Source organism: Rugamonas sp. DEMB1 (genome assembly GCF_029834475.1).
Classification (GTDB): Bacteria; Pseudomonadota; Gammaproteobacteria; order Burkholderiales; family Burkholderiaceae_D; genus Rugamonas; species Rugamonas rubra.
In genome coordinates this window covers 6,025,920-6,038,591 of the sequence record NZ_CP122407.1, presented here as the reverse complement: position 1 = coordinate 6,038,591, position 12,672 = coordinate 6,025,920, and the positions used below count along the sequence as shown (strand labels likewise).

The window sequence follows — 12,672 nt, the reverse complement described above, 5'->3', positions numbered from 1 at the left end:
TTACCTTCTTTCGGGGATGCGGATACGGTTGGATTCGGTGGCGGCCGGGGTGTGTCTTCGGCCGTGGCTCAAGTCAGGAACATCACGTCGCGCGCCAGCGGCGTCAGGTGCTGGCCGCCGTCGACCAGCAGCGTGGTGCCGGTCAGCGCGCCCGCGCCGGCCACGTAGACGACGGCGGCGGCGATGTCCTGCGGCGTGCTGGAGCGGCCCAGCGGGGTGCGCCGGTGCGCCGCCGCGAACTGCTCCTCGGTCTGCTCGCCGGACACCAGGCTGATGCCCGGCGCGATGCCGACCACCCGCACGGTCGGCGCCAGCGCCTGGGCCAGCAGGGTGGTGGCGGTGTGCAGCGCCGCCTTGGACAGCGTGTACGACAAAAAATCAGGATTGAGATTGTACAGTTTTTGGTCGAGCAGGTTGACGACCACGGCCTGCCGGCCGGCCGGCGTGGCCGCGTGCAGGGCCTGCGCCAGCAGGATGGGGGCGCTCAGGTTGGCGCGCATGTGCCGGTCCAGCCGCGCCGGGGTGAAGTCGGCCGCGCTGTCGTAGTCGAACAGCGAGGCGTTGTTGACCACGCAGGAGACGGGGCCCAGCGCGGCGGCGGCGCGCGGCAGCAACTGGCGCACGGCGTCCTCGTCGGCCAGCTCGCACTGCAGGGCGACGCCGCGCCGGCCCAGCGCGGCGATGGCGGCCACCACCTCGGCCGCCTCGGCCCCGGCGCTGCGGTAGTGCACCGCCACGTCCCAGCCGGCGCCCGCCAGGGCCAGCGCGATGGCGCGGCCGATGCGCCGGCCGGCGCCGGTCACGAGCGCCACCGGCGCCTGCGAGCCCGGCGCCACTGGCGCGCCGTGCGGCGGCGCGGCCCGGGTGGATTGTTCTGTTGCTGTCGTCATGTATCTGGTCTTTTCCTGGTTGGCGGGCGGCGCCGCTGGCGGTCGGGCGCGCCGATTGGCTACAATGCCGGTATGTCCCTACCCGCACCCACCCCCGACGCGCTGGCCGCGTCCCACGCCCTGCAGCACCTGATCGCCGCCGAGATCGAGCGGCAGGCAGGCGCCATTTCCTTCGCCCGCTTCATGGAGCTGGCCCTGTACGCGCCCGATCTGGGCTACTACAGCGGCGGCGCCGCGAAACTGGGCAAAGATGGCGATTTTACAACCGCGCCCGAGATGAGCACCCTGTTCGGGGCCACGCTGGCGCATGTCGCAGCCGCTATTATGGCGCAAAGCGCGCCACGGATTCTCGAATTCGGCGCCGGCACCGGCAAGCTGGCGCACGACATCCTGACGGAACTGGCCGCCGCCGGCGTCGCCGTCGAGCAGTACGCCATCGTCGAGCTGTCCGGCGAGCTGCGCGCCCGCCAGCAGCTGGCGCTGGCCGCCTTCCCGCAGGTGGTCTGGCTGGACGACTTCCCGCCGGCCTTCTCCGGCGTGGTGCTGGGCAACGAGGTGCTCGACGCCATGCCGGTGCAGCTGGTCAGCAAGCACCCGGACGGCTGGCGCGAGCTGCAGGTGACGGTGCGCGAGGGCGCCTTCGGCTGGCTCGAGGTGGCCGCCGACGCCGCCCTGGCGGCGCAGGTCGCGCGGCAGATCCCGGCGCACGAGGAGCTGCCGGTCGGCTACGTCACCGAGGTGCACGGCCTGGCCTGCGGCTTCATGGCCTCGCTGGCGCGCATGCTGCTGGCCGGCGACGGCGGCGCGGCGCTGCTGTTCGACTACGGCTTCCCGGCGCACGAGTACTACCTGGGCCAGCGCGCCGCCGGCACGCTGATGTGCCACTACCGCCACCACGCCCACGCCGACCCCTTCTACCTGCCCGGCCTGCAGGACATCACCGCCCACGTCGACTTCACGGCGATGGCGCTGGCGGCGCAGGACGCCGGCCTGGACGTGCTGGCCTATATGAACCAGGCCGGCTTCCTGGTCGGCGCCGGCATCGGCGAGTTGTTGCTGCGCACCGACCCGGCCGACGCGCGCCGCTACCTGCCGCAGGCCAACGCGCTGCACAAGCTGGTCTCGCCGGCCGAGATGGGCGAGTTGTTCAAGGTGCTGGCGGTGGGCCGGGGCGTCGAACTGCCGGCCGCGCTGCTGGCGGCCGACCGCAGCCATCGTTTGTGAACGAAAAGCATCATTGCCAGAATGGCCATGACATGGCGCAGTTCGACTTTGCGTTTTGCCGGCCGGGATCGGCTATGATGGTCGGATCGCGGCGCGCTCGTTAAACTAAATGGACCGATGGGAAAGATACACACTCACTATGACAACCTGAAGGTGTCGCGCATGGCGCCGCAGGAAGTCATACGTGCCGCCTACAAGGCGCTCAGCCAAAAATACCATCCGGACAAGAATCCGGGGGACGAGAAGGCTGCGCGCATCATGGCCATCCTCAACAGCGCCTACGGCACCCTGTCCGACCAGCAGCGCCGCAAGGAGCACGACGAGTGGATCGCCGCCGAGGAGTGGGAGATCGAGTGGCTCGAGAGCACCCGCCAGGAGGAGGGCCGCCATCGCGGCGGCGGCGACGGCCCGGCGCAGGCCTGGGCCGACGACGACGAGGCGCGCATGCCGCGGCCGCGGCGGCGCAACTGGCCGTGGTGGCTCGGCCTGGCCGTCTGCCTGGGCCTGGGCTGGACCGGCGGCGCGCTGATGGTGGCCGAGCCGCGCCAGGTGGCCACCCTGCTGGCCTCGGCCTGGGACGGCAAGGCCGCGCCGGCCGGCGGCGCCCGCGCCGAAGGCCGCGCCGAGCCGTCCGCGCGGCCCGAGCCGCGCCTCGAGCCGAAGGCCGAGGCGCCGCCCGACGGCTGGGCCGTGGCCAAACCCTATTCGGCCGAGGCCAGCACGGCCAAGATGGCGCCGATCAAGGTGGTGGCGCTGTCGCAGATCGTGCTGCCGGGCGCGGCGGCCGACTGCGAGGCGCCCAGCCAAACGCTGATGTCGCCCAACGGCGAACCCTGGCCGACCCGCTCCGGCTACATCGATGGATTTCCTGTTGGTAACAAGGGCGAGGACATGCAGCTGACCCTGGACAACGCCGGCAACGCCTCGGCCGTCTTCATCAAGGTCTACGACATGGAGCGCCACTCGAACGTGCGCTACGCCTTCGTGCAGGCGCACGACAAGCTGGTGGTCGACCAGCTGGCCAGCGGCAAGTACGAGATCCGCTACCAGAACCTCGACATCGGCGCCGAGCAGGCCGGCTGCGAGGGCCAGCGCAAGACCGCCACCGCCAGCAACTGAGGCGCCCCGCCTTGGCGCCAGGGGATACTCGCCCATCGGCGGGAGGGTCAGACCCTAGGGTCTGACCCTGGCTTGGCGCCGCCGGCTTCGCCCGACTCGGCTGCATTCCGCTCCGTTACCGGGCTAGAACTCCTCCCACTCCGACTCGGCGCTGGCCTTCGGCTTGAGCTTGGGCTTGGCCGGCGGCGCGGGCGGCGCCGCCGGCCTGGCCTTGGCCCTGGCCGGCACCGGCCGGGCCGCCGCCGCCACCACGCTGAGCGGCGCCTGCGCCGGCGCGGCGCGGGGCGCCAGTTGCGGCGCCGCGTCGCCCTGGCCGTCGGCCAGCTTGAAGATGCTGACCGAGCGCGACAGCGTGCCGGCCTCGTCGAGCATGCTCTGCGCGGCGGCGGCGGCCTGCTCGACCAGCGCCGCGTTCTGCTGGGTCATCTCGTCCATCTGCGCGATGGCCTGGTTGACCTGCTCGATGCCCAGGCTCTGCTCCTGGCTGGCCGAGGTGATCTCGGCCATGATGTCGGCCACCTGCTTGACCGAGGTGACGATCAGGCCCATGGTCTGGCCGGCCTCGTCGACCAGCGCGCCGCCGCCGTCGACCTTGGCCACCGAGTCGTCGATCAGGCCCTCGATCTCCTTGGCCGCCGTGGCCGAGCGCTGCGCCAGGCCGCGCACCTCGGCGGCCACCACGGCGAAGCCGCGGCCCTGCTCGCCGGCGCGGGCCGCCTCGACGGCGGCGTTCAGCGCCAGGATGTTGGTCTGGAAGGCGATGCCGTCGATGACGCCGATGATGTCGGCGATCTTGCGCGAGCTGTCCTTGATCGAGCCCATGGTCTGCACCACCTGGGCCACCACCGCGCCGCCGCGCAGCGCCACCGAGGAGGCCGAAATCACCAGCTGGTTGGCCTGGCGCGCGTTGTCGGCGTTCTGCTTGACGGTGCCGGTCAGCTGCTCCATCGAGCTGGCGGTCTGCTCCAGCGAGCTGGCCTGCGACTCGGTGCGGCCCGACAGGTCCAGGTTGCCCGAGGCGATCTGGCCGGAGGCGGTGGCGATCGTCGCCGTGCTCTGGCGCACCTCGCCGACGGTGCGCGCCAGGCTGGCGTTCATCTCGCGCAGCGCGCCCAGCAGCAGGCCGGTCTCGTCGTTCGAGCGCACCTCGATGCGGGTGGTCAGGTCGCCGGCGGCGACCGACTGGGCGATCGCCACGGCCTCGTTGAGCGGGCCGGTGATCGAGGCGGTGATCCAGTAGGCCAGCGCGGCCGACACCAGCAGCGCCGCCACCCCCATGGCGATCATCATGCTGCGCGAGAAGTCGATGTCGCCGGTGGCCTGGCGGCCGCCGCCCTCGATGTCGGCCTTCTGCTGCGCCACCATCGCCTGGGTCAGCTCGAGCAGGGCGTCGAGCGCCGGGAAGGTCTCGCTGTTCATCAGCGCGGCGGCCTTCTCCTTGTCGTCGGCCTCGACCAGGTCGGCCACCTTCAGGAAGGAGCTGCTGTAGGCGGCGCGCGCGGCGGCGATCCTGGCCAGCAGCGCCCGCTCGCCCGGCGAGTCGGTCAGCTTGTCGAGCGTGGCCAGGGCGGCGTCGATGGCCTTCTTGTCCTGGTCGATCCGCTCGTAGCTCTTGGCGCGCAGGCCCTTGTCGTTGACGATGAACAGCGCCAGCGTGCGGCGCGCGTCCTCGCGCGCGGCCGAGTCGATGGTCTCGGCGGCCGAGGCGCTGGGCCAGTCGCGCTCGACGATGGCCTTGGTGCTGCCGCCGATCGAGCCGAAGCGGCCGATGCTGGTGGCGTTGGTGGCCAACATCATCAGCACCAGCAGGCCGAAGCCGGCGGCCAGCCGGGTCTTGATCTTCCATTGGGCGAGGTTCATGGCGGCTCCCTGGGGCGTGGCGGCGGGCGGCGCGGCGCTAGGCGGCCTGGACGTCGATCAGGCCCATCTCGGCGCTCGACATCAGGCGGTCGATGTCGACCAGGATCAGCATGCGCTCGTCGATGGTGCCCAGGCCGATCAGGTAGTCGGTGCTGAAGGCGCTGCCCATCTCCGGCGCCGGCTTGACCTGCTCGGGCGTCAGGGTGGTCACGTCGGACACCGAGTCGACCACCATGCCGACGATGCGCCCGCCGATGTTGAGGATGATGACCACGGTGAACTGGTCGTACACCGGCTCGCCCAGGTTGAACTTGATGCGCATGTCGACCACCGGGATGATGATGCCGCGCAGGTTGATGACGCCCTTGATGAAGGCCGGCGCGTTGGCGATGCGGGTGACCGCCTCGTAGCCGCGGATCTCCTGCACCTTGAGGATGTCGATGCCGTACTCCTCCGAGCCGAGCGTGAAGGCGAGGTATTCGTGGCCGGCGATCTCCTTGCCGGAGGCGTGCGTGCTGCTGCTGGCGTTGCTGCTCGATTCTTGCATGGTATGGTCCTTGTAGAGAAGACACCGCCGGGCGGCTGCCCCGGCGCGCGGCCCGGGCGGGCGGCGGTGGTAGTTCGGTGAGCCGGGTGGCGACCCGCAACCATGGCACTATGCTCAAAGAGTAGCAGAGTCGGCGCCCGCTGACGAGCGCGGCCGAACGGCTTTTTGCATTTTGTCGGGGTCGGCGCCGGCGCCGCCCGGCGCGCCGCCGCGATGGGGGTTGTCACGCTGGGCGAATCTGATTATGCTAGGCTCGGGACGGTCGCCGGCCGCCGCCGGGCGAGCGCCGCGTTCGCACCTCCAGGAGACCGTATGACCGATTCCACCGCAGACGACAACTGGCTGATCGACGAGGACGAGGAGGTGGCCAAGCCGGCCGGCCTGGCGCCGCCCGACCAGCGGTTGTGGCGCGTGCTGATCGTCGACGACGACGTCGACGTCCACGCCGTCACCCGGCTGGCGCTGCGCAACGTCAGCTTCAAGGGGCGCGAGCTGGAGTTGTTCTCGGCCCACAGCGGGCGCGAGGCCTTCGACATCCTGCGCGACACGCCCGACATCGCCCTGGTGCTGCTCGACGTGGTGATGGAGACCGACGACGCCGGCCTGATCCTGGCGCGGCGCATCCGCGAGGAGCTGCACAACGCCATCGTCCGCGTCGTGCTGCGCACCGGCCAGCCGGGCCAGGCGCCGGAGCAGCGCGTCATCATCGAATACGACATCAACGACTACAAGGCCAAGACCGAGCTGACCACGCAGAAGCTGTTCACCACGGTGATCTCGGCGCTGCGCGCCTACGAGAGCCTGAACATGCTCGAGCGCAGCCGCATCGGCCTGGGCAAGATCCTGGCCGGCGCCACCAACCTGTACCAGATCCATTCGCTGCGCGAGTTCGCCTCCGGCGTGCTGAACCAGGTGTCGGCGATCCTCGACGTCGGCTCCGACGGCGTGCTCTGCCTGATGCAGGGCGACACCGGCGTGACCACCGTGGTGGCCGCCACCGGCGGCTACTCGGGCCTCAACGAGGCCGAGCTGATGCCGCCCGGGCACCCGCTGTGGCCGACCATCGCCAAGGCCTTCGCCGAGAAGAAGAGCCAGTTCGAGCACCCGGCCAACGTGCTGTTCATCCACACCCAGGAGAACCGCGAGGTGGCCATCTCGGTCACCCCGCCGTGGCCGCTGGCGCAGATCCAGCGCGACCTGCTCGAGGTGTTCTGCCAGCGCATCGCCGCCGCCTTCGACAACCTGTACATGTTCGGCCAGCTGCGCAAGGCGCAGGAGGCCACCGTGGTGGCGCTGGCCGACCTGGCCGAGTTCCGCGACAGCGGCACCGGCGGCCACGTGCGCCGCGTCCAGCAGCTGTCGGCCGCGCTGGCCCAGCGCATGAAGGCGCGCGGCGTCTACGACGCGCAGATCACCCCGCAGCTGCTCGACATGATCGGCCTGGCGTCCATCCTGCACGACGTCGGCAAGGTCGCCACGCCGGACCACATCCTGCTCAAGCCGGGCATCCACACGGCCGACGAGCGCACGCAGATGCAGACCCACGCGGCGGTCGGCCGCTCGATCCTCGAGCGCGCCGCCAACATGGTCGACGGCGTCAGCTACCTGACCTACGGCGCCGAGATCGCCGGCGGCCACCACGAGCACTTCGACGGCGCCGGCTACCCGAACGGCCTGGCCGGCCAGGACATCCCGGTCTCGGCCCGCATCGTCGCCGTGGTCGACGTGTTCGACTCGCTGCTGCACGAGCGCCCCTACAAGGAGCCGTGGCCGCACACCGAGGTGATGAGCTACATCACCGAGCGCGCCGGCAAGCAGTTCGACCCCGAGGTGGTGGCGGCCCTGCTCGACCTGATCGAGCGCGAGCCGGGCATCGGCCACACGCCCGAGTAGGCGGCCGGCCGGCGCCGGACCCGGCGCGCCGGCTGTGCATTCCGGCGGCGAAAACTCACCAAATCCCACCTCCGGGCGCGCCGCCGGGGCGCCGCCGTACTATACTTTGTGGAAGCCGGCACCGCGCCGGCGCGGCGCGCGCTGGCCCCCGCCACCGCCTTGCCGCCGCCACACACACGGGAACGCCATGACACTGGCCTCGAACACGCCGCCGCAAGAGGCGCCGCGCGCCGCGCGCGGCCAGCTGCTCAAGCAGTTGTGCGGCGACGAGCGCCTGTTCGCGCTGGGCGCGGCGGTGGCCCGCGTGGTCCAGCTGGCCGACGCCGACGACCAGGGCGCGCAGAACCTGGCCTACTTCGTGCTGGCCGATGTCGCGCTGACCCAGAAGATCCTGCGCCAGGCCAACACGCCGCTGTTCCGCAGCGCCGCCGGCGGCACCGTCACCACCGTCTCGCGCGCCATCTCGCTGCTCGGCTTCGACCACGTCAAGGCCAGCGCGCTGGCCATGCTGCTGGTCGACACGCTGGCCAACAGCCGCCACGCCCACAGCGTGCGCCACGAGCTGGAGGCGGCGCTGTGCGCCAGCCTGTTCGGCCGCGAGCTGGCGCGCGGCGGCGCCTGGCAGGGCGCCGAGGAGGCCGCCATCGGCGCGCTGTTCAAGAACATCGGCGCGCTGCTGATCGCCTCGCGCGAGCACGAACTGTTCGGCCAGATCGCCGCGCTGGCCGGGCAGGGCGCGCTGAGCCTGGGCCAGGCCTCGCAGCAGGTGCTGGGCAGCAGCTACGACGCGCTGTCGGCCGCCATCCTGCACGAGTGGAAGATCCCCGAGCTGATCATCCACAGCCTGAGCGCGCCGCCGCCCGGCGTGCTGCGCCCGGCCGCCAACCGCCACGAGTGGATGCGCCAGGTGGTCGCCTTCAGCGCCGAGGCGGCGCGCCTGCTGGTGCGCCGCGTCGAGCCGGCCGGCGCCGAGGGGCGCGCGCTGGCGCTGCGCTACGGCGCCGCGCTGAACCTCGACGCCGGCCGCGTCGCCGCCCTGTTCGGCGCCGTCGGCCGCGAGATGGACAGCCTGCTCGACAGCATGCAGCTGGCCCCGGCCCTGGCCCCGGCCGCCGCCGCCAGCAGCCTGCCGGCCGCGCTGCAGCAGGCCACGCTGGCCGGCGCCGCCGGCGCCGCCGGCCAGCACCCCAGCGGCAAGCCGCTGCAGGCGCGCGAGCTGCTGCTGGCCGGGGTGCAGGACGTCACCCAGATGCGCGCGCAGATGCGCGCCGCCGGCGCCGTGCGCGCCAACCAGCTGATCCAGGCGGTGCTCGAGACGCTGTACCGCAGCATGGGCTTCCGCTTCGCCACCGTCTGCCTGAAGGACGTGCGCGCCGGCCAGTACCGCGCCCGCATCGCCTTCGGCGAGCAGAACGCCGCCCGCCTGGCCGGCTTCGCCTTTCCCCTGCGCGGCGGCGACCTGTTCCACCTGGCGCTCGACAACGACGCCGACCTGATGATCGCCGACGCCTTCGCCCCCAACATCGCCGAGCTGCTGCCGCCCTGGCACCGCGCCCTGCTGCCGGACGCGCGCAGCTTCATCGTGCTGCCGCTGGTGCTGGCCGGCGCGCCGCTCGGCCTGTTCTACGCCGACCGCGTGCACGCCGCGCCGGAGGGCGTGCCGGCCGACGAGGCCTCGCTGATCCGCGCCCTCAAGGCGCAGGTGCTGGCGGCGCTGGCGCCGCCGCCTTGAACCGAGCGCGCCGCCGCCGCCCCGAGGCTCAGGCGCGCTTGGCCAGCGGCTGCAGCAGCGCCTCGAAGGCCAGCGCCGGCATCGGCCGGGCGAACAGGTAGCCCTGGCCCTCCTCGCAGCCCTTGGCGCGCAGGAAGTCGCGCTGCGCCGCCGTCTCGACCCCCTCGGCGACCACCGCCAGCCCCAGCGAGTGGGCCAGCGCGATGGTGGCCTCGACGATGACGGCGTCGTTCGGGTCGCTCTCGATGTCCTTGACGAAGCTGCGGTCGATCTTGATGCGGTCGAGCTCGAACAGCTTGAGGTAGCTCAGCGAGGAGTAGCCGGTGCCGAAGTCGTCGATCGCCACCTTGATGCCGCGCGCGCGCAGCTCGCGCAGCAGCAGGCGGCTGCGCTCCGGGTCCTGCATCGCCGCCGACTCGGTGATCTCCAGCTCGAGCAGGGCCGGGTCGATGCCCTCGCCGGCCAGCAGGCGGTCCAGCTGCGGCAGCAGGCCGGCGCCGTGGCACTGGCGCGCCGACAGGTTGACCGCCAGGCGCAGCCGGCCCAGGCCGCGCGCGCGCCAGCCGGCCAGCAGCTCGACGGCCTGCTGCAGCACCCAGTCGCCCAGCGGCAGGATCAGGCCGGACTCCTCGGCGATCGGGATGAAGCGGTCCGGCCCGACCAGGCCGAGCTCCGGATGGTGCCAGCGCAGCAGCGCCTCGGCGCCGATGATGCGCAGGTCGTCGAGCGCCACCTGGGGCTGCAGGTACAGCTCGAACTCGCCCTGCTCGAGCGCCAGCCAGAGGCGGTTTTCCAGCAGCAGGCGCTCGTGGGTGGCGGCGTTCATGCTGCTCGAGAAGAACTGGAAGTTGCCCCGGCCCTGGCTCTTGGCGGCGTACATCGCCGTGTCGGCGTGGCGCAGCAGGGTGTCGGCGTCGCCGCCGTCGGCCGGGAACATCGCCACGCCGACGCTGGCGCCGCTGTGCACGGTCTTGCCGTCCAGGTGGTAGGGCGAGGCCAGCGCGGCGACGATGCGCACGGCGATGTTGCTGGCGGCGTCGGGCGTGGTGCCGCCCGAGGTGACCACGATGAACTCGTCGCCGCCCAGCCGGGCGATGGTGTCGACCTCGCGCAGCAGCTCCTGCAGGCGCTGCGCCACCGCCACCAGCAGCAGGTCGCCGGTCTGGTGGCCGTGCGAGTCGTTGATCTTCTTGAAGTGGTCGAGGTCGATGAACAGCAGCGCCGCCGCCGTGCCGCTGCGCCGCGTCTGCGCCAGCAGCAGCTCGAGGCGCAGGTGCAGCGAAAGCCGGTTGTCGAGCCCGGTCAGCGGGTCGTGGTGGGCCAGCCGGTGGATGCGCTCCTGGGCGCGGTGCTGCTCGGTCAGGTCGTGCAGGATGGCGACGAACAGGTGGCCGTCGGCCAGCTCGACCTCGCTCACCGAGATCGCCAGCGGGAACGTGCTGGCGTCGCTGCGCCAGCCCTGCGCCTCGTGCTCGTGGCTGGCGCCCTCGGCGATGGCGCGCAGCAGCGCCGCCGGGCCGGCCGCGCCGACCGGCAGCAGGCGCGCCAGCGGCATGCCGGCCAGCCGCTCCGGCGGGTAGCCGAACAGGCGCCCGGCGGCGCCGTTGGCCGACTCGAGCACGCCGTCGGTGTCGATGGTCAGGATGGCGTCGGCCGCCTTGTCGAGGATCGCCTGCAGGCGCGCCTCGCGCTCGCGCAGGCGCGCCGTGCTGTCCTTGACCTGGGCCTGGATGCGCGCCCGCTCGCCGCTGATCAGCAGCAGCAGGGCGCCCAGCAGGGCCGTCAGCAGCAGGCCGCAGCTGAGCACCGTCCAGCTCTGCCAGCCGCGCTGCTGGCGCAGGTAGGCCGGCGTCGGCGCCAGCGTCAGCTGGTAGATGCGGCCGCCGAAGTGCAGCTGGCGCTGGTAGTCGCCGGCCTGCGCCGGCCGGCCCAGCTGGTCGCGCACCACCGCCAGCGCGCCGTCCTCGTCGCTGTCCTCGAAGCGCATCAGGAAGTGCGGGAACTCGCTCTGCTTGACCGCCTGGTCGAGGTAGCCGTCCATCTGCAGGCCGATCAGCAGCACGCCCATGCCGTGGCCGCGCTGCGCCGCCGCGGTGGTGGTCTGCAGCAGCAGCATGCCGCGCAGCTTGCCCTCGCGCCGCTGCAGCACCATCGGCGCGCTGGCGGTCGGCTGGCCGGACTGGCGCGCCCGCGCCACGGCGCCGGCGCGCACCGGCTCGGCGAGGAAGTCGAGGCCCTGGAACATGCGGTTGCTGGCCGGCTCGATGAAGGTGGCCGCCAGGTAGCGCGGCCTGGCCGGCGAGGGCGCCAGCCGGCCGCTGGCCGGATCGGGCGCGCGGATCGTGAAGCCGGGCGCGATGGCCTCGCCGCCCCAGCGCTCGAAGGCGGCCCGCTCGGCGTCCTCGACCGGCACCAGCCAGGCCAACGACAGCAGCTCGGGGCGCTGGTCCAGGTAGCCGTGCGCCAGGTTGCCGAAGTCCTCGGCCGTCAGGCGCCGCTGCCGCTCGCCGTTGAGCGCCTTGGCCATGGCGTAGATGAAGCGCTCGTGCTCGCTGAACTGGGCCTGCAGCAGGTCGCCGGTCTGCTGCGCCTTGAGGCGGAAGGTTTGCAGCTGCTGGGTCGATTCCCAGCGGTCGGCCTGCAGGTAGATGGCGACGAAGGCCGCGCTGGCCAGCAACAATGGCAGGCCGACCAGGTAGCGCCGGCGCCACCACAGCGCGCGCGGCCGGCCGATGGCGATCCAGCTCAGCGGCGCGCCGAGCAGGATGCCGATGCTGTCGCCGATCCACCAGGCCATCCAGTCCGGCCCCAGCGCCCCGGGCCGCAGCACGCCGCCGAGGACCATGCCGGCCATCGCCACGCTGCTGCAGATCAGCGCCACCAGCGGCGCCAGCAGCAGGAAGCGGCCGATGTCGCGGCCGGCGGCCAGGCCCGGTTCGACGTGGCGCCGCAGCAGGCGGGCGCCGGCCCAGGCCTGCAGCGTGGCGCCCAGCGCGGCGAAGGCGGCGGCCAGCACGGCGCCGCCGCTGACGCCCTGCGCGCTGAGCGCGGGATACACCAGGTTGATCGCCAGCGCGCCCAGCGCGACGGCCGGCAGCAGGCGGGCGCCGCCGACGGCGACGGCGGCCAGCGCGATGCCGGCCGGCAGGAACAAGGGCGAGGCGTAGCCGGGCGGCAGGGCCAGCAGCAGGCCGGCGCGGCCGCTGAGGTAGTACAGGGCGCACAGCCCGAGGTTGGCCAGCAGCAGGCCGCGCCAGTTGGCCCAGCGTCCCGATCGATTCTTCAAATCCCGGCTCCCGTGCGTTTGGATGTTGTCGATTGTATAGGAAAAAAACTTCTGAAAAACAACACTTGCACAATTGCGGAAGGTGCAGTTACAATCTCGCCCCGAAGCAGACGGTTCATCG

8 protein-coding genes are annotated in these 12,672 nt (G+C 72.2%); 4 read left to right on the top strand and 4 right to left on the bottom strand.

Annotation, left to right across the window (positions count from 1 at the left end; translation table 11 throughout):
* Window positions 1-68 precede the first annotated feature (68 nt).
* Window positions 69-890: an SDR family oxidoreductase gene (locus QC826_RS27790; RefSeq protein WP_279763314.1), complete on the bottom strand. Its 822-nt coding sequence runs from the start codon at window positions 888-890 to the stop codon at window positions 69-71.
* 72 nt (window positions 891-962) lie between these two features.
* Here QC826_RS27790 and QC826_RS27785 point away from each other — a divergent pair, with 72 nt between their 5' ends.
* The gene (locus QC826_RS27785) at window positions 963-2,114 is read left to right on the top strand and encodes a class I SAM-dependent methyltransferase (protein WP_279763313.1); all 1,152 of its coding nucleotides are present in this window, start codon (window positions 963-965) and stop codon (window positions 2,112-2,114) included.
* Between the two features lie 117 nt (window positions 2,115-2,231).
* Window positions 2,232-3,233, top strand: a complete 1,002-nt coding sequence (locus QC826_RS27780) for a J domain-containing protein (protein WP_279763312.1) — start codon at window positions 2,232-2,234, stop codon at window positions 3,231-3,233.
* A gap of 123 nt (window positions 3,234-3,356) precedes the next feature.
* On the opposite strand, the gene QC826_RS27775 is transcribed toward QC826_RS27780, so the two are convergent.
* Both QC826_RS27775 and QC826_RS27770 read right to left on the bottom strand, forming a co-directional pair.
* The gene (locus QC826_RS27775; RefSeq protein WP_279763311.1) at window positions 3,357-5,093 is read right to left on the bottom strand and encodes a methyl-accepting chemotaxis protein; all 1,737 of its coding nucleotides are present in this window, start codon (window positions 5,091-5,093) and stop codon (window positions 3,357-3,359) included.
* Between the two features lie 37 nt (window positions 5,094-5,130).
* Window positions 5,131-5,640, bottom strand: a complete 510-nt coding sequence (locus tag QC826_RS27770; protein ID WP_279763310.1) for a chemotaxis protein CheW — start codon at window positions 5,638-5,640, stop codon at window positions 5,131-5,133.
* Window positions 5,641-5,952: 312 nt separating this feature from the next.
* Here QC826_RS27770 and QC826_RS27765 point away from each other — a divergent pair, with 312 nt between their 5' ends.
* Both QC826_RS27765 and QC826_RS27760 read left to right on the top strand, forming a co-directional pair.
* Window positions 5,953-7,533, top strand: a complete 1,581-nt coding sequence (locus tag QC826_RS27765; protein ID WP_279763309.1) for a DUF3369 domain-containing protein — start codon at window positions 5,953-5,955, stop codon at window positions 7,531-7,533.
* A 187-nt stretch (window positions 7,534-7,720) separates the two neighbouring features.
* The gene (locus QC826_RS27760; protein ID WP_279763308.1) at window positions 7,721-9,265 is read left to right on the top strand and encodes an HDOD domain-containing protein; all 1,545 of its coding nucleotides are present in this window, start codon (window positions 7,721-7,723) and stop codon (window positions 9,263-9,265) included.
* 28 nt (window positions 9,266-9,293) lie between these two features.
* Here the strand turns inward: QC826_RS27760 and QC826_RS27755 are convergent, their stop codons facing one another.
* Window positions 9,294-12,551, bottom strand: coding sequence for an EAL domain-containing protein (locus QC826_RS27755; RefSeq protein WP_279763307.1), 3,258 nt, complete (start codon window positions 12,549-12,551; stop codon window positions 9,294-9,296).
* Between the last annotated feature and the right edge of the window lie 121 nt (window positions 12,552-12,672).